Annotated in this window: 21 protein-coding genes; 12 read left to right on the plus strand and 9 right to left on the minus strand. The window is 40.3% G+C overall.

What is annotated here, in order from left to right; translation table 11 throughout:
* Positions 1–2: 2 nt before the first annotated feature.
* The 4 genes from R7M92_RS16295 (at position 3) to R7M92_RS16310 (ending at position 3,866) form a co-directional block, all read left to right on the plus strand.
* Entirely contained in the window at positions 3–1,091 is a 1,089-nt protein-coding gene (locus tag R7M92_RS16295) for a hypothetical protein (protein WP_025634128.1), read from the plus strand.
* A 101-nt stretch (positions 1,092–1,192) separates the two neighbouring features.
* The gene (locus R7M92_RS16300) at positions 1,193–1,777 is read left to right on the plus strand and encodes a hypothetical protein (RefSeq protein WP_025634129.1); all 585 of its coding nucleotides are present in this window, start codon (positions 1,193–1,195) and stop codon (positions 1,775–1,777) included.
* Between the two features lie 111 nt (positions 1,778–1,888).
* Positions 1,889–3,304 (plus strand): hypothetical protein, encoded by a 1,416-nt coding sequence (locus R7M92_RS16305; protein ID WP_139351514.1) that lies wholly within the window; start codon positions 1,889–1,891, stop codon positions 3,302–3,304.
* 64 nt (positions 3,305–3,368) lie between these two features.
* Positions 3,369–3,866, plus strand: a complete 498-nt coding sequence (locus R7M92_RS16310; RefSeq protein WP_025634132.1) for a hypothetical protein — start codon at positions 3,369–3,371, stop codon at positions 3,864–3,866.
* 188 nt (positions 3,867–4,054) lie between these two features.
* Here R7M92_RS16310 and R7M92_RS16315 read toward each other — a convergent pair whose 3' ends face one another.
* From R7M92_RS16315 to R7M92_RS16350, 8 genes are all read right to left on the minus strand, one after another.
* On the minus strand, positions 4,055–4,405 hold the full coding sequence (locus tag R7M92_RS16315) for a hypothetical protein (RefSeq protein WP_025634133.1): 351 nt from the start codon (positions 4,403–4,405) through the stop codon (positions 4,055–4,057).
* Between the two features lie 10 nt (positions 4,406–4,415).
* Positions 4,416–4,811, minus strand: a complete 396-nt coding sequence (locus tag R7M92_RS16320) for a hypothetical protein (protein ID WP_206946967.1) — start codon at positions 4,809–4,811, stop codon at positions 4,416–4,418.
* Between the two features lie 91 nt (positions 4,812–4,902).
* Positions 4,903–5,916, minus strand: a complete 1,014-nt coding sequence (gene rdgC / locus R7M92_RS16325; RefSeq protein WP_025634137.1) for a recombination-associated protein RdgC — start codon at positions 5,914–5,916, stop codon at positions 4,903–4,905.
* Entirely contained in the window at positions 5,909–6,907 is a 999-nt protein-coding gene (locus tag R7M92_RS16330) for a hypothetical protein (protein WP_025634139.1), read from the minus strand. Before R7M92_RS16330 ends, rdgC begins: the two co-directional genes overlap by 8 nt.
* 13 nt (positions 6,908–6,920) lie before the next feature.
* A complete protein-coding gene (locus R7M92_RS16335) occupies positions 6,921–9,482 on the minus strand; it encodes a DotA/TraY family protein (protein ID WP_025634141.1) in 2,562 nt (853 codons plus the stop codon).
* Between the two features lie 8 nt (positions 9,483–9,490).
* Positions 9,491–10,111: a hypothetical protein gene (locus R7M92_RS16340; protein ID WP_025634142.1), complete on the minus strand. Its 621-nt coding sequence runs from the start codon at positions 10,109–10,111 to the stop codon at positions 9,491–9,493.
* A 2-nt stretch (positions 10,112–10,113) separates the two neighbouring features.
* On the minus strand, positions 10,114–11,262 hold the full coding sequence (locus tag R7M92_RS16345; protein WP_025634143.1) for a hypothetical protein: 1,149 nt from the start codon (positions 11,260–11,262) through the stop codon (positions 10,114–10,116).
* An 11-nt stretch (positions 11,263–11,273) separates the two neighbouring features.
* Entirely contained in the window at positions 11,274–11,597 is a 324-nt protein-coding gene (locus R7M92_RS16350) for a hypothetical protein (protein WP_025634145.1), read from the minus strand.
* Between the two features lie 75 nt (positions 11,598–11,672).
* On the opposite strand from R7M92_RS16350, the gene R7M92_RS16355 reads away from it, so the two are divergent.
* From R7M92_RS16355 to R7M92_RS16370, 4 genes are read left to right on the plus strand one after another with little or no spacing between them, the layout of a single operon-like run.
* A complete protein-coding gene (locus R7M92_RS16355; protein WP_025634146.1) occupies positions 11,673–12,191 on the plus strand; it encodes a hypothetical protein in 519 nt (172 codons plus the stop codon).
* A complete protein-coding gene (locus R7M92_RS16360; protein WP_025634147.1) occupies positions 12,184–12,975 on the plus strand; it encodes a hypothetical protein in 792 nt (263 codons plus the stop codon). The genes R7M92_RS16355 and R7M92_RS16360 overlap by 8 nt, the downstream gene beginning before the upstream one ends.
* 1 nt (position 12,976) lies before the next feature.
* A complete protein-coding gene (locus R7M92_RS16365; protein ID WP_025634149.1) occupies positions 12,977–14,296 on the plus strand; it encodes a toprim domain-containing protein in 1,320 nt (439 codons plus the stop codon).
* Between the two features lie 2 nt (positions 14,297–14,298).
* The gene (locus R7M92_RS16370; protein ID WP_025634150.1) at positions 14,299–15,606 is read left to right on the plus strand and encodes a hypothetical protein; all 1,308 of its coding nucleotides are present in this window, start codon (positions 14,299–14,301) and stop codon (positions 15,604–15,606) included.
* Between the two features lie 90 nt (positions 15,607–15,696).
* Here R7M92_RS16370 and R7M92_RS16375 read toward each other — a convergent pair whose 3' ends face one another.
* Positions 15,697–16,203 carry a hypothetical protein gene (locus R7M92_RS16375; protein ID WP_025634152.1) on the minus strand — a complete coding sequence of 169 codons (507 nt, stop codon included), beginning with the start codon at positions 16,201–16,203 and terminating at the stop codon, positions 15,697–15,699.
* Between the two features lie 72 nt (positions 16,204–16,275).
* Here R7M92_RS16375 and R7M92_RS16380 point away from each other — a divergent pair, with 72 nt between their 5' ends.
* From R7M92_RS16380 to R7M92_RS16395, 4 genes are read left to right on the plus strand one after another with little or no spacing between them, the layout of a single operon-like run.
* Positions 16,276–16,905, plus strand: a complete 630-nt coding sequence (locus R7M92_RS16380; RefSeq protein WP_025634154.1) for a hypothetical protein — start codon at positions 16,276–16,278, stop codon at positions 16,903–16,905.
* A complete protein-coding gene (locus R7M92_RS16385) occupies positions 16,902–17,927 on the plus strand; it encodes a hypothetical protein (protein ID WP_025634155.1) in 1,026 nt (341 codons plus the stop codon). Before R7M92_RS16380 ends, R7M92_RS16385 begins: the two co-directional genes overlap by 4 nt.
* Entirely contained in the window at positions 17,917–19,038 is a 1,122-nt protein-coding gene (locus R7M92_RS16390) for a hypothetical protein (protein WP_025634156.1), read from the plus strand. The genes R7M92_RS16385 and R7M92_RS16390 overlap by 11 nt, the downstream gene beginning before the upstream one ends.
* A 2-nt stretch (positions 19,039–19,040) precedes the next feature.
* Positions 19,041–20,525, plus strand: coding sequence for a hypothetical protein (locus R7M92_RS16395; RefSeq protein ID WP_025634158.1), 1,485 nt, complete (start codon positions 19,041–19,043; stop codon positions 20,523–20,525).
* Positions 20,526–20,531: the final 6 nt, after the last annotated feature.

Raw genomic sequence — 20,531 nt, forward strand, 5'->3', positions numbered from 1 at the left:
TAATGGAAAACGATATTAACCAAAAGTTGCTCAGAATAAAGAGTCAATACCTTAGTGATGACTTCATTGATACCTTAAAGCTAAAGTATACAAACTTTCGTGTGGGCTCAAAGAGAAAGTCTCAACTTCTAGAGAAAATTGCATCACGTTTAGCAGATGGTGATTCAATCGTAAATGTATTGGACTCCCTCTATGAAGCATATAAGTCCCAACAACCAAAATCCCAAGAAACAAAGTTCGTAAAATATCTTGCAGACCGGTACCGATACAGACCAGTTATCTCATACATGCTCGCACCATTCTTTGATAAAACCACTATTGGAGTTGCTTACGCAATCGAGAAGAAAACTGCAGCATACAAAGTAATACGCATATGTGTCAGCCAATTACAAAGAAAACAACAAATGAGAGGTGCTGGCTTTTTAGGAATAGTCGGTCCAATTATAGGTGTTGGTTTGATTATGTTGATTTGTAGTCTTGCACACTTATACATCTATGCTGTGCTGTTTAAGGGGCTTAATATAAAACCAACTCCTATTATGACATTTGCAAGAGAGTTTACAAAAACTGTATACGAGCTAAGCCCATTTATTACAGGCACATTGGTGATATACGGGACCTGGGTAGTTTGGAGTTTACCCAATCAAATTAATCGGAGATTAACTAAATTACCACCTTGGAATGTTGTTGACGCGATTAATTCCGCTATAACCCTACAAACATTCAATGCTCTTTTGAAAGTCGGGATGCCCTCTTCAGAAGCACTAAAGCTTGTTGGTTCCCACTCAACGCCATATGTAAAACATTGGTGCCAAAAAATGCGTCTTAATATGATTGGAGGAAAGAGTGAAGGGCAAGCACTCGCCTGTGATTTCTTTAGTAGAGAACCAAGAATTGAGATTGAGTCGTATGCTACAACCTCTGACTTTACTAATAAACTAGACGATATCACCGAAGAAGTATTTGCTAACACTGAAATGCTAGTAAAAAAGCTTACGACAGGGATCATGCTCGGTTGCATGATGGCAGTTTTAACTGTAAACGCCATAGTTGGCCTTTCTATTTCTTCAATTGGTCAAACCCTTAACTAAGTTTGATAATAAAATTAACAAATTGTGAAAACCATATTCCACTTGATTGATATATGCCAATCATGTATAAAATCCAATAGCTTTCAAAGAGGAAAATAGCTATGTTATTTAAACCAAAAAAACAATATTCAAAGAAACTAAACCGCGTTCATGCAAAACGTAAAGGTGCATTTCTATCTACAGAGCTTCAATTAGTCCTGGCATTCGTGGGCATTATGGTTGTCGGTATTGCTACAACTATGGGGGATTCAGGTGCGGGTAAACTTGTTGACGATGCTGAGTCAGCTCTACTACAAGCATCGGACGAACTACGACGTACAGTGGGTGGCTTTGGTTCATACGCATCTGTTAACAACACTGACTGTTACGACAAAAACATCTGGCCTTCAAGCTGGTTAAGTGCAACCCAAGATGAATTTACCACACCTTTTTCTGATAATGGCTTGACCTGTGGAAGCGTAGACACCGCGACTAACCGTGATGGGATTACAACTACTGGTACAGGTAAATTCTTCACTTTCACTTTCTCAAATGTAGAAACAGATCAGTGTAACCTACTCGTTGGTCGTGTATTCCAAAACTTCGTTGAGATCCAGGTTGAAGGTACGCGAATTGATGGTAATGACACTCTTAAAACACAGTGTGCATCTGGCGATGAAGTAGCAATCACATTCATCAACCGTTAATCATTATTAATAAGAGTGGCCAATATGCTGCCTAGAACCTCAATCAAAAGACAAAGAGGCTTTTTCCTTCAACTTGGCATATTGGCCTCTACTGTCGCTTTAAGTATCATCATGTCCACTTACCTCATGATGAAAAGTGATCAATACGAATCTCAAGTAGACCAACTTCAAGGGCAGCGTATAGCAACGCTGCTTCATGCTATCAAGAATGCCTCAAGACAAAGTGGCTCATTAGCCCAATGGAATCAGCCGGGCCAACCCTTCCAAAACGGTGCTGAGCACATTGGAACAATGTGGTTGAAGCCAAACACCTGTGGTGGTACCCAAACATCTGAGTTCCTATTCTGTGACTTCGAAGATTCCCCTAGAATTGGGGATAACATGCAATACAAAACTGAAGTTACAAATGATGGAACCCAGGTCGAACTCAAATTAACTGTCTCAAATACTGCTGAAACTCGGGGATTTGACTTCTCTGGTGAAAACGGAGTCAAACGTTCATGTACTATAGCCCGAATTGCTGGTGGAGGTTTGGCAAACCTAAATTCAGGCACCTCAATCTCGCAAGTGGATTGCGACTTTGATACAGGTATCATTACTATGGATATCACTTGGGGCACAAGCTTCTCTGATGACCTGAGTATCCATGGTACAAACTCACCGTTAGCTACAATCGACTGGAATGGACAGGATGTCGATAATATGGACCGCCTTGAAGTATCTAGCATTGTGGACCGAGAAAACCCTGTATTTAGACTCGATTTGAATGGAACCAGCAACCTCAACAACCTCAACGTTAATTCCATAGACGCGAACTCCGGTACTATTGACACGTTACGCTCCAATTCTGCAAACTTAACTAGTGTTCGCGGCACTGACCTTGATTACGATAACGCTGACATTGATCGTGCTGATATTAATAGAGCTGACATCAATAACGGCGATATAAATACAGCTAGTATAGGCTCAGCAACAATAGACCAAGCTACAGTACGGAATAGAATCAACCAAACCAACTCATCGCAAATGAATAATTTCGCAGGGGGCTTGGCAATCGGTACTGGTTCAAACATATCAACTCTAGAGAATGGCTCTCTTTATGTCCCTGGAGCCGTTGTTGATTTCAATGACCCCTCAATGTTTTTTGACCCAAATGGCGTTTCTCGAACAAGAGACATTCGTTTGACATCGAGAGGGGGTGTAGCTCTCTCAAACCTAACAAGTAAATATGTTCACCAAGGTTCCGCTACAATAAACGGAGTTGGTGCAATTAAAGGTGTAAATTGTGGTGATGGTGCAGGTTATGCGGCAAATAGAATTGTTGTAGACTGGCAAGATAGTAAGCGTTACCACTCAGCGAACGGTGTAGTCGTATCTGACTATTCATTAAACCGAATCGGTGTTACAAAAAATGCATCTGGCTCACAATTTCTTGTCCGCCTTTACTCGTATAATTTCAAAACTAAACTTTGGGAAACACCTAGAGAAAACCGAGCACTAGCAACTATCTATTGCTATTACCCTTAAATATCTTCCCTTCCAGGGCATACCAAACTATAATATATTATAGACTAAGCTTAAGGTATGCCCTATGAACCTACTTCTTGCTATCTTCTTTGGAATTCTTCGTACTCCGGCTCTACTTTTTTATGTAACTACAGGAGTCGTTCACTACGTAATGGGCAAGCTCGTAAGGACGGTCCTAATCCCTTTATCATACGTAACAGAGAAACTCCTTAAACCCAATCACTATCTAATCGGCCTTGGTGGCCTTTTAATACTATACAAAGGATATGAGTATCTACGTGCTATAGCAGTATCAATTGCTGATACAGAAGTGTTTCTATATATGCCCGTTTGGTTACTAAGTTATCTTGAGTTTAGTGATGTACCATTTGATAGGCTAGGCTTGCCGGGTGCACAAAGACCACTTACAGAATCAATGTTAGATTTCGAGCAGGTATTGTTTGGTAAATTCGATGTAATTGATTTGTACTTGGTCTGGTGGTGGTTCTTTTTAGGGAGTCAACTAGGGCTTTACATCTACTATGCAGTAAACAGGCTTTTGAAGACAATGAACCTCGATTAAGACAATGAAAAAAGAGCCATTATCTGAATTAGTCTGAATGCAATCTGTGAGTTTCTTTATCTCGATGTGACTAGGTCTGACAGGTTGCCCTTAATCGGCTCTGTCCAATAGTTTGCTAGAGATTGAATGACTTTCTAATGTTCTCTATAGCTTGAGTGCTATACATAACCATATTTTCCCCTTGGTCGTTATACAGTTCCAATTTTCTTGATTTTAAAGTGTGGATTAGTTGCCAGCTTTTTATCTAGTCGAGGTGCTAACCACTCTTTAAACGCTTTTTTCCGTTCAGCTTTTCTAACATCTTCCACAGCAAATACTTTGTATTTTGCTTGGTTTTTTGGCTCGCCAAGCCACTTCTTGATAGCTGAATCTGTCCACAATCGATCTGTTTTTAGTCGAGTTACCGTAATCCAGTTTTTCGACCACTCAACAAAACGCTTTCGCTCTTTGATAGCTCGAATCTCTTGTTGGCTTTTAACCCAATTGGGATCGACAGCAAACTGCTTGTGGCCGATAAACCTACCGCGAGGCTTAGGCATCCTTTTCCCCCTACGACTGGTTAGATGGTTCACGGACTTTGAAGCCGTTTGGTCTAGTTAGTGAAACGGCATCACCAACCCTAGATACATTCCATGTTTCAATTAAGTTAACTTGGTCGTTTATAACTCGCACTTTGATGTTTTCATTTTCAGGATCTATTTTGATGCAATTATTGCCTCCAACTGAATGAGAGTACCCAAACAACCAATTTACGGACTCGTTGGGGCACTCTTCGAATCCATGAACATAACCAATTTCACTATCATCAATCTGTAGCTCAGCTACAGGTGAGATGTAGATAGTAATATCAGCCATTTGCTCATTGACCATTTCGTTATAATCATCTACAAGGTCACAAGCACTCAAAAGAGGCAGTGCGATAGCTAATGTTAATATGCTTTTCAATTTCATCATTTCCCCTTAAATTACGTTTCTTGTTTTCAGCTCATCTACGTGGCGTTCTTCACGATAAACACGAGATCATGGCCCTTATACATCAATCAATGCTTTCAACAAATCCCTCTATTAGCTCAGATGTATTCGATTGTGCACCACCAGCGAATCCAGTTGAGCTATTTAATGAAGGTAAGATTTCTTTTATAAGGTTCAATATTGACAGTCGAGTTAAAGTGTAGGAGGTCATATCTTTAACTCTTTTTGCTTCCATCTCCTGGGCGGGATTATTGATCTCCATTTCCTTATTGGCCGTTTTTATTTTCTCTTTTAACAGCCCTAGTTGCTTGATCTTAGAAAACTTTAATTCGTTATTAACAGTAAACCCTAAAGTGGCGTTCCATTCGCAAGATAGTTGAAGTGGGCGCTTTTGCGCTAGTAAATTAGCATTGATTTCATCTGACTCAATATCCTGGTTACTGTATCTCACCTTGTTCGCACCGTTCGCTCTATTCTCAAATGCAATATCACCATTTTTAATTGCCAACGTAGGCGGTAACTCCAGGCTGCTAAGCCAACTAGTAAATACACTCGAAACATCATTATTAACTGTTAGCGGGCTCGCAGGAAATGTTTTGAATGTAAGCTTGAATAAATCAATAATCGCTTCAACTTCTTTGTTTCCACTTGAACCGATAAAAAGAAACTTTAGCTCAGTATTAAACCAAACAATGATATCTTTGAAACGTGTAAGCGATTTCGGTATAAGAAGGTTTTCACACATTTCACGTAAATTCTTGACATCTTGTGAAGAAACCTTGGCATTTACTCCCCATGTCCTGGGGGAATCTTGTGCAAGCTGAATCATTTTCTGCCTGACAGCTTCGTCCAATGTACTAGATGCAACAGACCTAAAGCGCTTTTCTATACGAAAAATGTAATCGTTTTCTAGCTTAATGTAAGGTTTATTTGATTGCAGTAACTCAGCCCAGCCATATTTAGTCTTAATCGCACCAGTCAAAGGCTTCGCTTTCAGTTTCTCAAACATTTCAGAGTGCAGATTTGGGTCCAAGTTGAAGTCTTCAGGTAACTTGTAAATCACAAAGGTTTTAAACATGATTTACCTCGGCTTTATTGGAAAGTGGCAGTAAACGCATAGGATCTTTTTTGATGGCAACTAAAAATGAATACACAGAACCAAAGCGATTGGTGTCATATTGCCAATATAAATGCAGGTAATGAAAATAGATAAAGGAAGTAAATGCACTTAGCAAGGTCAAATACATGGATGTCATTAGGTAACTAAATTGAACCTCCGAGGTTACTATCGTTACAATAATGAATTTGGCAACACTGTTTACAGCGAAGAAGCAAAAAGCCAATACGAAAAATAGCGTTAGCCAAATAGACAGCTGTAGGTTTCTGGCTTTGCCTTCAACCTGTTCATCATTCATGTCGAAACCAGCTTTAACAACCTCATCGAAAGGTACAAGATTGAAGTGTACGGGGGTCTCCATGAACGGAACCATTTTCATATGGGCGGGGACAGCTCTAACAAGTTCCATGTACGTAGTTGGCTTCACTTCGGTACGCTGAATGGTTAAATCATACCGTCCATCTTCCCCTTTTTTTAAAATCAAACGGTTCGCTGATTCAGAGGCTGTCAACTGAGGTAGATGAGGGCTAATTTCAAGCATATCGTTTGCTAGCTGCTCATTAGAATCACTGGGACGCTCCTCGTGTTTTAGAACCAACAAACGATTACTGTCTTTCTTAAAATCAGGAACACTTCCATTAGCCTCTGAAAACACACTCGATTCAAACAAGCTATAACCATGTTTCAGTAGGTACTCTCTATTGACTTCGGTGTATGAGTCTAGATAAGGCAGGGACGTTAAAGGGTCAAAAGATTGCTGATAATCTCTTGCAGACTTTATTTCATTTAGTAGGCCTCCAGGGAGCCTGTATTCATTATGAATACTCTCCAGAGCTCTATCTATAGGGGTTATATGAACCCACTCAGTCCAAAACCTCAGTCTAAACATATTCCATGTCCAATCATTTGGGGTCTTGCTTGTGGCGTTTTTAAAAAAAGTTGAAAGTATCATAGATTACATAGTCCTATTTGCTTGCACTTGGTGGTCGTTCAGACTTTTCACCATTTCCTGTGTTTCCATTTCCGTTATTACCACTGCCATTATTACCATTGCCTTGCTGATCCTGTTGAGGTTGTTGTTTTTGAAGTGAACCATTAAAAGCATCAGACATTTTGTTGAAGGTACCATTCGTTGCTGATAGGTACTGATCAGAATCACCAAATTGACCAATAGCATCTGTAGCAACCCAAGACATTAAATTGTTGGCAAATAAGTTCGGAGCTTTTAGACAATAAACAAGTAAACCAAATAGAACGATTGGATATCCTCCTGTAAGCATCACTAAATCAAAAAGATCCCAAGAGGAGGGTAGGTTAACTCCAATGGACTTCCACCAAACGCTATTAAGGAAAGCTAAGCTGAGGTTACACATTGCAAAACCAAGCATTAATCCAATTACATGAAGAGTCGGCCTCAGGAATATGGCTCCGTAGAGAGCTGCCATTCTTAGACCATGAACAGCCATTAGCCCTTCACCTGCAGCAGAGGCTAATAAAGCACTGCCCAGGGCAATGCCTGCCAGAGCTTCGGCACAAATGATGAAAAAAGCGGTAACAACAAATAGGAATGTAATTATTGGCACCATTGGCAATACATTACCTAGAATAAAAGCACCGATAAGGCTAGATACAACCAGTGGAGCGACTGTTTTAACGAAGAAGGCCAAAGGTATAGCGAATGGAGCTGACAAAGCAGAACTCTCGAGGGCACCTTTGATGACATCTGCGCCTTCAGTTGCCAATACAACGATGTACCAAATGTTCTTAAGCGCTTCACCTAACGTAGATAATAACGCCAAAGCATTTGTAGACCCTGTAACGTCGAATAGAGCTCCATCATAGTCAATGCCGCTCATCCCTGGCGTTTCTATTGCAGATGCCAGATTACCATTATAATTACCAAGGCTTAGAGCTGAGCTTAATATTCCGGAAGCAACAGATACTATTGCAGACTCGTTGCCAGTCGCCGCTGCTTTTGCGTTTTCATTTGTCGAGTGAACGGCCATTAGTGCGGACCAGTTATTCAACTTCTGCGCCTCAGGCCAATCTGATTTTATGTCTCCACTCATTGCAAGTTGTTCAGTTAAGTCCCAAGTGAACTTTGGAAAATTGCTTGCCAGCCAATACGTCTTACATTCGTTTGCTTCATCTATTTCATCATCAAGAGATGAATCGAAAAGGTTTATACTTGGAATCCATGAGAATACAGAACGGCAGAAACTGGTTCTTTCCGGTATATTTGTACTCATTACATTGTCTAATGAAAAACCTACTCCAGATGAAGCTAATTGCATCATTCCATTCATACGGCTAAACGCTAGAGGAGCCATCATCCAGCCCCCTTCTGTTAATTCTTCGACCAGCGAGGATGAGCCTGATATGCTGATATTCGCTTTAGAACTACCGCAACGACTTGCTTCATATTGACCCTGCCAAGACTGAGATAACTCCCCCATATAACCGCGCTCTACAACTTTAGACTTACACATTGCTAAATCAACGTGCGCTTTGAATAGGTTTTCAGCTAACTCTTTAGAGCCTAATTCATTGAGTAAATATTCACGATAATAAGAGTCATCACTTCTTCGCATTGCCGTTACATATTTTGATAAATCTGCGTTCTTCAGCCGCGATAACATACTCGATACAAGCGTGTGTAATTCTGACATGAAAGTGAACGTAGCCTCTGTACCGTAGTAGTTCGAGTAATATGCAAGCTTTTGCTCCACTGATGAGCTAGCAGTAGGTTTACGGGCGAAATCAAACCTGATTGAACCACAGGCTCCTCCACGAAATTCTAAAATAGCGCCAGTATTTTCAGCCCCATTCTTTCCTATAGGCTCATCGACATAATTAAGAGAAGAAGAAGACCCGCTTGAATTAGGGTACATTGAGCTGATTCGTGAAAATGATGGAAATGAGTCGGTTGGGAATATGCTAGATGTCCCATTTGAATTAATCGATTTTAAAGTGAATTTTCTATCATTTGAGCTTTCAAACAACTCAGCACAAGAAAGCATAGAAACCATAGTTTCTCCAACTGAGAACACTTCACCTACATTCGTAGACGCTATTTGCGCTCCAGTATGATTCACATAATCATTTACTCCAGCTTTCCAGAATACATCAGCTGCTCCCGCACCATGGACGATTACATACATCCCAGAAGCTTGTCCTACCGATACAAAGGAACCAGCAGCATGAATCATAGGCGCCAATGACCCCAACGCTATTGCAATTCTTAATGGAACGTATGGTGACATTTTCCCAAAGACATGACCTGTAGCAGCAGCATTCATCATGATGTGACCAGAGTTATATATGACATTTATTGATCCATAGAGTAGGGCTAAGAAATTGAGCCCCCCCAACATGACCATTAAAGGCGTCAATGTCGCTTCTACACTCTGATTACCAAAAAGGTGATGTACCCAACCACCGAATAAAATTGCTAAAAAGTTTGTTGTCGACCCTGTCTGAACATGAGCCTCTATACAAGTAAGAGTAAAATCTGCACAAGTTGCCATAGGGGACCTCAGTTCATGGTTGCAGCTGTGATAGTGTTGCTCAGTGATTGATAGAAGAAATCGATGTACACAAGGAAAATTCCGAACCCCATATGAACAACAATATGACTAAACTTAATTTGTCCTGACATCTGTGGATTGGCTAAGAGAGTTATTCCCATCACACCTCTGAAGTAAGATATAACTCCGTAAATAGACATGACCGCAAAACAAGCTCGTATAGCAATAGAACGAGTTTGCATCCCCGTTCCTACGGTAGAAACATTGACTAGGTTAGTAGCTCGCTGACTTATGTCATCAAACATTGCCGCAGAATAGGGAGTGCTAAAATCTAATCCTGAACCATGCCAAAATAGACTCCCCCAAGCAGCTATTCCTTCTCCAAATTTCCACATAAATGCTGAAGCTATAAAAACTGCCATTATCAATTTAGGTGAGGGAGGACTTCCATACATTTGGCTAACCATGGGGGACGACGTTCTTGTCCTCATGAGGGCAAGCCATAAATAGACACCCTGGACAAATAGATATAAACCCAGCCCCTGAGCTACTAGGATTATTCCATCAACTAAAATGACAAATTCATGCGTCAGAAACCGCTCTAGAACGTCAGTGACCTCTACAGCCATAATTAGTATTTCCTTGCATTTCCAGCTATTTCATTTAGCAGTTGAGTTTGTAAGCCTAAATTGAATTCGCTTGATAACTGGGAATCCAGTATATGACCCAGCAGAGCAAGGACCCTTGCATCAATTTGAGCGTTCATTCTTTGGACTTGTTCCACAGTGGTAAAATTAGCCTTGCAAGCTTGACCAGCTGGTGTGTTTAACCAATCATCCATTTCACGCTGGGTATTTACCATTGCGGCTTTGCGTGAATAACAAGACTTGTCACCACCATTTCCGTAGAGCTTTATTTGCTCAGGAGAGTTATAGAAATCAATATCAGCCTTTATTTGCTCAAGAATAGATTGAATAGGGCGCCCATTTTCATCACGAGGGTTGGTGAGCCCGTTAACTCTAAGAGCTGTATTAAATCCAGCTGTAGTTCTTAGATGACGTTTAAGCCATCGGTTGTAAGCCATCTTTGCATCTGCACCCGAGTTTTCATTGATAACTTGGTTATTCTCACCGCGGGGCATTTTATTTATTTCACCGGAGCTAAAAAGTACTTTAAGCATGGTGTCAGTGCGCTCTTTCTCATCAGTTGATTTGGAGTAGCCACCTTCACCCATGCCGGGTAAAACACCTTTTATATTTAATAAATCGAGTTCAACAGTATCTCCATGCGTAACGCCCTCTAAAAGTGATACAGACTCATCTGCTAATGATTGCAGCCCTGTTTCACATCTATCTCCTTCACAATCAATTTCATCTGAAAGCTGCACAGCAAAATCAAGGCTATTTGTCTGGGCTTCGCAATAAAAGTCATCTGTAGCTTCATAAAGTGCAGACACCGCTGCTATGCCATCACACATCAATGGTGAGGGTTCCATCTTTGCTTGAAGCTCAAGGTTAGAAGTTTCCGAAACACTGTTAGAAATGGCCTGTGTTGATGCGAGTTCGCGCATCGTATCTTGAGATGCTTTCCATTCCTCCATTAGTTCTGTCATTGTCATTTCAGAAATCTTTAAACCCTTTTCTTCAGCCCATAACATCGCATCTTGAGCACTTTGGCTGATTATCTGACCTAAGCCTGTTGGGTCTGTACAGATTACGGCGTTTGCTGTCCCTGGCAATAAGACCGCCAGGGATAAACTTAATAACGTTTTCTTAAACATTAGCGTGCTCTCTATAAATCAAACCCACCAATATCAAATGATAGGTCTTGAGTTGGTTGAGACGGTGAGTTTCCATCATTTGATGGTTTGGATGGAGTTGCTTCGTTGAATAGTTCGGAGAAGTCGAGTTCAGGCACTTGTGTATGTTCAATAGAATGACCAGTCTTCAACGCCCTATCCGTATTCAATGCGTATTCTGAAACACCAATTTGCAGACACATATGTTCGAACTTTGCATCGTTTAGTCCAACCTCGCGATTCGAGGCAGGGTGGTTTCTTAAGATATGCATTTGTGGGTCGACCAATGGGCCGATAATTGAGTTATTGAATTTCATTTCAACCTCTAATAGACTCGAAACTAATGTCATATTACAATAAAAAACAACATCAGCAAAACCCAAAAGTCACCTATGATTAGACTAACGTTCGATAAAAAATGGATAGATGAATACTGGCAAGAGGTTGAGCCAAAAGTAATGAGCAGCATTTCATCCTTTGAGGCCAGAGAAAGCTGGGTTGTTGAGGATCAGTCTCCATCATTAAGAGAACTTAATCGCATTGCTGAAAACCTACCTCAATTAGCAAATTTCCCATTGAATCAGGATGTGCAAGAGCAAGCCGATCGGTTACTCGTAATTTTGGGGTGCTTACCGCTAAAAACGTCTTTAGCTGCTTTTGGTTGGCTGGGGGCTTTTAGTCAAAACGATCACAAATGGAATTACATTGTCTCTATCCACGCGAACCAAACTCTAGCGAGTCAAAGTATAGAAAACCGAAACCGGTATAAGTTTGCCAAAATTCTTCACACAAGATTAAACCTCTTCAACTTTCTAATCGAATTCGACAAGCAATATATGAGTGAGGATGCAACTCGATTGGCACTGGCAACTCACAAAAGATTAATTCAGGAGAATACTAAGGATGGATAATAATAAAATTATTCGTTTTGCACTTCTAGCTTCAGTCATTGCAACTGTCACTCCCTTTAAGAGTGAAGCAGCAAGGGTATGTCGACAAAAAGTCTCATTGCCAGCACCTTCAGCTGGTATATGTGACGTAGATACAAGCAATCCTAAGATGGGAAACCCATTTGCTTATATAGACCCGACTCAAGGGTGTGATTTCTCTTTTAGTTTGCCAGGTCTACCTTCGTTTAGCCTCGATGGTTTACAAGGAGCTCTATGCGATACCATTCAGGATATTGGGCAGCAAGGCATTGACGACGCACTTGGCCCTGTACTTGATGCGATTCCAGATAGTGTAGACCTCGACCTAGATAATTTGATGGAAGGCATCTTCGATGATCAAATTGAGATGCAAAGTAAATTTTGCCCTGTCTATGACGACAAGGGAAAACTGGTTTCGTACGAATGTGCGTCTGATGGGAATGGTGGCGGTGACATTATAGACATAGAAGACCCTGATCATGGAGACAGAGAATGTTATACACAAAATGGAATTACATACTGTAAGGATGATGAAGGAGAGGTAACTGAACCAGACCCAGAACCTTATGACCCTGAGAAAGACCCAACTTTGCCAATATGCTCAGAGTTAGACAGTTTCTTTGACTCTGAAGGTAACTTAATACCTTGTAGAAACGGTACAAGCAGACAAGCCGTTTACCCTCAATCTGAACAAAACCTTCCTAGTTCATCAAGAGATACCAACCAATCTACCAAACCAAAATGGGATGTGAAAAAAGGGTGGTAATGTGAATTTAATACTTGTTGAAAGCAGCCTTAAATCGAAGCAAGTTAACTTGGCTCTAGGTGCACTAGGTATTCAAGAAGAGTTTACTTGCGGATTTACTATGGGGAGAGTTTTCGATTTTAAGGTCGGAGACCCTTCTCTAAAGTGGTCCCCAAGGAACTCTGACGTATACCAGTATCTGTCTACTCAAATTCAACGCTCAGACAATGTTATCGCTATGACAGATGCTGACGAACAAGGAGAGTACATCGCCTACCAATTGCAAACCATAGCAAATCAATATGGTCGTTCACTTGTGAAAGCCGATCTGAGTGAGTTATCACCTTTAGGCATAAAAACAGCACTGAGTAAGGTTAGGCCAATAAACCTAGACGTTGTAGCACAAGCACATACAGAACGACTATTAAATCTTAAAGTAGCCAATTATGGTATTAATCAGGGTATTGGACCAACGAGTATTCATAAGTTAATGGTTGCAAGCCATTTAATGGATACACCTACTCTTAATGTAGCTACATTCTTAGATGATGAAAGTTCCGTTAAAGCCCTAACTTACAACACTTCCCTAAAGTCAGCCGAGTCTGAATTAGTTGAAGTTCCAACGAAACCGCCATCAACCTTAAACATCTACCAGAACGTAGCAATACACTACGATACGCCTGTCTGTGATATCGCAAATAATCTTCAAGACTTATATCAATCTGGAAAGCTTTCATACGGGCGTGTGACCGAGAATTATTGGTATCCAAGTGCAGAGAACTCCGTAGAAGATACCCTAAGCGAGCTTTGTGTAGCTATAGACATGGAAAGATTTGCGGCATTAACAGAAAGAAACCAAGCCCACTCAGCTATTTATGTCGTTGATCATCGTTCCGTGTACAGCAAACATTCAGAAGTAGAAATGGTAACTGAATTTACAAAAAGTGCTTTGGGCTTGAGCGATAAAAAGACGTATCTAGCTGATGCTGGTGGACCTATTTTGTCAACTGAAGAACTAGTTCAGCCTGGTTTAAAACGCAGCTCCCCAGATATCCAGATCTTACAAAGCTTAAATGAACTTGGCCTATATAAGCCTTCTACCAGCCCAACTCTTTGTAGTTCCCTTAGCTCAGCTTTTTACATTAACTCACAACTGAACAAAGAAGCTCTAAAGTTTCAGTTTTCTATCACTAAGCGTCTTTTCCCTTCTCTCTTAGAACATATAGAGATGCGTCAAAATCCAATCACCCAACGAGTAAACCATAAAGTAGATGGGACGGAACTAACTATCACTAACAACATGGCCAACACCTTGTTTGATAATTTAACGATGAGTAGGTAATCATGATCAAATTCCATAAAAAGAAAGGTTTAGCACTATCATTAATGGCCTTAGCCAGTTTCTACGCTTTTGCTGAGTATAAAACTGATAAAGCACCTATAAAGAGTAATCCAACAAGTGAGGTTTATGTAAGTGGCTCGAGTACTTTGCCAATTGAACAACTCGTTGAAGAAAAAATGAGTGTAACCACATACAAAATAATTAAAATCATGGAAGACACTAACCTTTATGCCGCCTTCACAAACAAAGGGACATTCATTGTTGATAGCGATGTTAACTTTGCAATTAAGGGGAAAATGATTGATCTGTCCAATGGCGATAACATCCTTGGTCGTATATTCGGCGCACATAAGGATGAGATACAGTCAATAATCACCAAAGAGAAGGCAATAGTTGCTTTCACAGATAGCAGTCATAAAGCTTCAGTCAAATTGAGCGACACCAAGCCCAAGCCTCAACCAATTCCAGCTGAACCTTCTGAACATAACACCAACTTAAACAGCTCTCATGAAGAAAAGATAAACGAGATTTTACGTAAATCTCCAGGAGTTCAGGCGTTAATCAAAAGAAAGTTGGCCATGGAAGCGAAACAAGAACAGCTTGAGCATCAAGAAAGTTCTGATTCTAGCAAACAACAACCCGTAACTCAGTCATCTATTCCAAGCGTAAGCTCCGAAAAAACATCTAACACAATCATGGATGAATTAAAGAACATCGAGCCTCATATGCGTCAAAAGTTAGGACCTACATACGCTCCGATGCTTCTTCCAGCAATAGATGATGATAGCTTTATTGTTTATGAAAATGATGCAGATGTCCCTTATAAGGGAACTTTGACAGTTGCTACCGATTTTAGTTGTCCAGTATGTAAACAGCTACATACTCTAATTCCTTCTTTAAATGCTGAGGGTGTAAAGGTACGTTACATGCCTTATCCTAGAAAACGGATTATTGATTACCCATTCGAGAATAACTTTACAGTCGATCAGTATATATATCGTACTCACCAAGAGCCCCTTAATAGCTTTGGTGAGTTAGTGCTTAATGGATACTGCTCTGATGATAATAAAGCCGCATACAATGAACTCTTTTCTACTAAGAGCTTAAGAAACTTTCCAAGTAACATTTCGAAGAGTTGTGAAACTAAAATGAGGGAATTCAAGATTTTGGGCGATTTAATGTTCGCAGGTGGAACTCCCTACCTAGTTTGGGGAGACGAAGACACTCCAGCAAGTGAAAGGGGTTATATTCGCGGAGTTATGAGAAGTGATAGAACAATTTTCGATCTACTAAAACGAAAGGAAAGTTAGTAACTAGATAATAACTTTAGAGATCATCCCAAACCCTGAAACTTTATTTGGCCCATCTTGGGCCAAATTTTTATTCAATATAATAAAAGTCTAATCTATGGGAGTTACTACTATTGCATCCGCATCGTCAGACTCATGATTACCGTCATATGGCACTAGAGTAATTAGAGAGGCAGATTCTAACTTGTTACCAACGCTTGCTGTAACAGGTAGGCACATATGAAGTTGACGATTCTCACTCTTTGTCATGTTATGAACCCCTCTGCGAGATCGTTCAGAAACAATCACCTCCGTTTCGACTTCATAATGCAATTGCAATTCGTGACTACTTGATAAAGAGAGTGGTGTTGGTTCTACTTTGAACCCGGTAAACTCAATTTTCTTTACAGCATCCCAAACTTCACCTAGTGGCCAACCTAAATAGTGGTTGTGTTTTGAATCAATAGAATAAGCAATCATAGAAGACATACTCCTTGAAAGTCCTATTCTACCTTCCGACACTTCTTTAATTTCTAGGCTGAAGATAGAGTATAGCTCTATGTCTGCTCGCCCACTAACTGCAGCAATCCAGGCTGCATTTCCCTCATAGTCACCCATTTGACACCATTGTTTTTAATTGATGAATGTCTTATATTATACAACTATTACCCCCCGCGCAACGAGGCAAACATGAGGTTAGAAGATAGCCTACAAGACCATGTTTTTGATTCAATTAGTAGGTCATTAGGTCTAACTATCAATGAAAAGCAACACCTTCAATTTGCAGTTAACTGGAACACGAATGAGTTGATGCTTTCGTCTTACATGGCTGCTAATGCTCTTAACGGAACATCTACGTTTGACTGCCAGCTGCCTATTGTTTCTATTGATGAAGATGGGGATATAACATCGCTCGAACTCCCCCATGAAATTGATTGGAGCAAGCCAAAGCAACAGTCCCTTCTATCCATAATAGAGATGCACGGTATTCGTCTTGATAAAAGCGAACCTAGTGAAAACTTTAAGACATGGCTAAGGGTTGCACAGCTGAATGAACTACATAGTGTTATTAAGCGATCTGTTGAACACCATCGTAGCAGCAATTCACCGAATGCCCATCAGATTCCGTTGTTATTAGATAGAACAGACTATCTCTTCGAACCTTCGTCAGGTTTGGCCGTACCTAACACGCAATCAATGCTAAGTAATCGTGTTGAAAACCAGATAATCAACCAGACAACCTACAAGCACAATCTAATTCCAGATAACGAAATAGTGGTTAACCCAGCATTAGACATTTCTATTGGGGTGGAAAGATGAAGAAATTCTTTACAATTGGGGTGGCTATAGTTGCATTCATTCCGTACACAAGCCATGCATTCTTAGCTTGGACGATTGTAGATCCAGCCAAAACAGGTCAAAAAGCTAGTCAAACAGCCACTGATGGTATGACAGCAGCTGAAAGAGCGCTGACTAAGTCTCAAGAAATGGCAAACGAGATCAATAACGCGATTAAATCATTCCAAAACGACGACAACCTCAAAGCTTTCCATACAGCTACTGTATCAGGTAGTCACTCTGAAACGCACAATTTGCTAATGCAATCAAAGATGGAAGTTACACCAGGCCTTTGTGAATTTGTTGAGAGGGCGTATGTAGCTAATTTTGATGAACAAGGCTGTCTATTCTTTGATGATGATGGCCTAACTAGTTCACTAGTAATTGAGGGGGAGAAGGTACTTCCTGGAAAACTAGCCGAAGAAACCTTTGATAACCTTAAGTCCAGCATATCTCATAGAGCTCCTATTGGCGCACCTAACCTTCACGAAGAATACACAATCCTTCTAAATGACACCTTTGGGCAAGCAGTATTGAGTGAGTTATCGCACGAAGACCGTTTAGCTATGGATCAGTTAGTTGGTCTATTAACAACTCAAAATCAATCTACGATCCCTCACCCAAAAGACATGAAAGGTTCTGACGATGAACTCAGATTAACTAGAAAACTGAATAGATACCTTCGAAGTGACTTAGCGATTGCCACTATGAAATCGAGTTATATAAAACGCTCCCAATTGAGCGATATGAACTCTATTCAGTCAGATATATGGCAAGGCAGAACGGAAGAGCTTAGCGATATGAAATCCTTAGGAATGCCTGTAGAGACAGTTAATGGGCTGTCTCCTAGGCCGACCAGCGAAAGTGTTGCTCGGATGGATGCAATTCAATCAGCACGATTAGCAAGATACCTTTTGGCCTACTACGAATCACTACTTACAAGAGAAGCCAACCTTGCTCTTAAGACTCAAATTTTAGCGGAGTTAGCAGAAAATGGACTATAACAAACACTCAATAACAGACCTTATTAACAGCATCCCGCTAGAGTCTATTAGGCTTGAAACACCTGACTTTGAATTCGCAAGCCAAGGACAGAGCTTAAGCACCTCTTCTGTAGCTCCCAATTTACCAGAAACTATCAACTTCACTCCAATATCAGAAATAACACCTGACACACCAATAAAACGGTATTCATTTTCACCTACCGTTAACATTGAAAGTACTGGTATCGATGCTGGTGGTATTACAAATGTAGCTGCGAGCTTAAAAAATTCAGCTATTGAGCACTCCGTAGGAAAAGGATCACCTTCAACTGAAGAGCATGTATTGAAGCATACTGAACCTGCTGAGGAAAAGCATATAAAAACAAAAGAAGAACCCCCAGAACAAAAAACTGCATCCCCAGACCAACCAGCAACTATTGAACGTAATGTTGAGAATGAAAACGTTCCTAAACAGGATGAAGAGAAACCAAATAATAGAAAAAAAACTACCCCACCAAGTAAGGAAAACGGAAGGGAGCAGGATAGTGTACAAAATAAAGAAAACAAGAAGGTCGACCAGTACAACCAAAACATAAATACAAATAGGAACTCTTATGGCCTATTTAACCTCAACCATAACGGCTCCAAAGCTCAAGGTGGGCCTTCTTTCTTAACAAACTCCTACAACAAATTAAAAGGAGAACAGCCAGGGTTGAAACAAATCAACAGTGTCATTGATAGGTCAAGAGATCTTCAACAGTCCTACCTGGACCTAAAAGGACTGATTGCAGAAGGAGCACCAGCTTCAACACTTAAAAAAGCTGAGAAAAACTTCGAGAAGATAGCTAGTGACCTAAATAAAAGTGTTTCAAAAGTTCAAAAGGGATTGGACAACCTTGGTCCTAATGCGATTGACCAACTAGGCAAAGCCGTAGGCCAAGACAAGCTATCCCAATGTAAAAAATCACTTGAAACTGCAACTAAATTACTTTCTGGAGAAAACGTTCAGGAAGTAGGTATGCAGACTAGCAAGATTGTCCAGAAAGCTGCGGAAAACATGCACAAAACTGTTGAAAACATTACAAATACAATTAACACAACCATCAACATGCTTGGGTTAGGAAGAGGTTAACGATGAGCAATTTTATTGAGTTAATGGAAAGTGAAAACGTACCAACAAACTTTAAATTTCTTCTAGGATTCCATCAAGAGACCAGCAAGCTTTCGCACTTCGGAATCGCAAAGCACATTGGTTTACTAGATCAATACATTGAAGATAGCGTTGACTTAGGTTTGCTTAACAATATGACGCTTGAAGAACTATGCATTCAGTTTCCTCACCTAAATATGAGTAAAGAAAAGTTATCTATCTTGAAATCAGGAGTACCTTACTTCAATGGCTTGTATCAACTAGAAATAAACAAAGAAGCCTACAAGTATAAGGACCTCTATGACTATTGCACTGATGGTAAATCAATTGTTCTGAACCTAAACAATAAACCCATAATATTTTTGCCTAGCGAAAATGATTACTATCAACTACAGCTCGATATTAGTAGCAAAAACCACTCTAACGAAATCGTTTTTTGGCTTGATTGCGCTGGCTTATTACCTACAACAGCCACCGAATCATCGGCTCCCGGTACAGGGATCGCCATACAAGAACAAGTCATGGCAAATAACTACTATATAGCCATAGCACCTGAAAGTGAGATTGTTCGTAACCTTTCTAGGATAGACTCCAGTGTATTCTCGAAAGTTAATGAAAAGCTATATGAAGACCAATTACCACATCAGGCCGAAGGGTGTATTGAATTTCTTTCTTTTGCGGAAAAGCACCTGATACACAAGATCCACTTCAATATTATAGATAGCTCTATCAATAGAGTCGTCTGTCTAAATCAAATGGTTACTGAATCTTTTGATTGGACTTCTCTAGGTATGTATCAGGGGTTAAAGCTATTTTTGCAAGAATCCGGCATACCTACCAAAGCTTTAAATGAAACCCCGTATTCAGGTTTCACGGTTATAGAAATGCTTACATCAGAACATACTGATGAAAGCTTTGAATGCGGCATTAAAATAAACTCAATCCCTATCCCTGGCGGCTATACCCTAATTTTGGACATGATGTACACATCTGAGTTTGAGATAGAGACAAATCAGACAAGCACTCCTGAAATTCAAGAGGGAATTGTTCAGTTAAGCTTCGGGAGTATTAAACAAGATCCACTTGGTGGAATGATCAATAGCGTACGAGAGCATTTGAATGAAGAAAATGGAGATACATTTCTAGCGTATGAAGATTCATTTCCTATCTACTTAACAGATCTTGTTCACACAAACCTCTCAGGTGATATCAATAGTTTACTCTCACAGTACGCTTCTTCAGGTATGCAGTTCCTAATAATTGGAGAAATCTCTAGCGAATTCATTGCCAATACTGCACTGATTGCAGCACAAAATGGCTTTATGGTGTTCGGATGGGTTTATTCGGCCACAGAGTCAGGCGCACTAAAAAAATTCACGTATAAACAATCTATTTATAGACAAAGCGAACCTCATGCACTTGGGCAACTCGTTAGACCTATCCAAATTGAACATGAAACTAGCGAGTAGGGGGAA

Origin of the sequence: Vibrio sp. Vb2880, assembly GCF_033337975.1 — a bacterium.
GTDB classification, from domain to species: domain Bacteria; phylum Pseudomonadota; class Gammaproteobacteria; order Enterobacterales; family Vibrionaceae; genus Vibrio; species Vibrio alginolyticus.

Bases quoted from the DNA above. Each gene is read 5' to 3' on its own strand.
- R7M92_RS16300 (WP_025634129.1), top strand. From the start codon at position 1,193: ATGTTATTTAAACCAAAAAAACAATATTCAAAGAAACTAAACCGCGTT.
- R7M92_RS16375 (WP_025634152.1), bottom strand. From the start codon at position 16,203: ATGGGTGACTATGAGGGAAATGCAGCCTGGATTGCTGCAGTTAGTGGG.
- R7M92_RS16315 (WP_025634133.1), bottom strand. From the start codon at position 4,405: ATGCCTAAGCCTCGCGGTAGGTTTATCGGCCACAAGCAGTTTGCTGTC.
- R7M92_RS16305 (WP_139351514.1), top strand. From the start codon at position 1,889: ATGTCCACTTACCTCATGATGAAAAGTGATCAATACGAATCTCAAGTA.
- R7M92_RS16355 (WP_025634146.1), top strand. From the start codon at position 11,673: ATGATTAGACTAACGTTCGATAAAAAATGGATAGATGAATACTGGCAA.
- rdgC (WP_025634137.1), bottom strand. From the start codon at position 5,916: ATGTTTAAAACCTTTGTGATTTACAAGTTACCTGAAGACTTCAACTTG.
- R7M92_RS16370 (WP_025634150.1), top strand. From the start codon at position 14,299: ATGATCAAATTCCATAAAAAGAAAGGTTTAGCACTATCATTAATGGCC.
- R7M92_RS16385 (WP_025634155.1), top strand. From the start codon at position 16,902: ATGAAGAAATTCTTTACAATTGGGGTGGCTATAGTTGCATTCATTCCG.
- R7M92_RS16330 (WP_025634139.1), bottom strand. From the start codon at position 6,907: ATGATACTTTCAACTTTTTTTAAAAACGCCACAAGCAAGACCCCAAAT.
- R7M92_RS16310 (WP_025634132.1), top strand. From the start codon at position 3,369: ATGAACCTACTTCTTGCTATCTTCTTTGGAATTCTTCGTACTCCGGCT.
- R7M92_RS16295 (WP_025634128.1), top strand. From the start codon at position 3: ATGGAAAACGATATTAACCAAAAGTTGCTCAGAATAAAGAGTCAATAC.
- R7M92_RS16340 (WP_025634142.1), bottom strand. From the start codon at position 10,111: ATGGCTGTAGAGGTCACTGACGTTCTAGAGCGGTTTCTGACGCATGAA.
- R7M92_RS16395 (WP_025634158.1), top strand. From the start codon at position 19,041: ATGAGCAATTTTATTGAGTTAATGGAAAGTGAAAACGTACCAACAAAC.
- R7M92_RS16360 (WP_025634147.1), top strand. From the start codon at position 12,184: ATGGATAATAATAAAATTATTCGTTTTGCACTTCTAGCTTCAGTCATT.
- R7M92_RS16350 (WP_025634145.1), bottom strand. From the start codon at position 11,597: ATGAAATTCAATAACTCAATTATCGGCCCATTGGTCGACCCACAAATG.
- R7M92_RS16335 (WP_025634141.1), bottom strand. From the start codon at position 9,482: ATGGCAACTTGTGCAGATTTTACTCTTACTTGTATAGAGGCTCATGTT.
- R7M92_RS16390 (WP_025634156.1), top strand. From the start codon at position 17,917: ATGGACTATAACAAACACTCAATAACAGACCTTATTAACAGCATCCCG.
- R7M92_RS16345 (WP_025634143.1), bottom strand. From the start codon at position 11,262: ATGTTTAAGAAAACGTTATTAAGTTTATCCCTGGCGGTCTTATTGCCA.
- R7M92_RS16380 (WP_025634154.1), top strand. From the start codon at position 16,276: ATGAGGTTAGAAGATAGCCTACAAGACCATGTTTTTGATTCAATTAGT.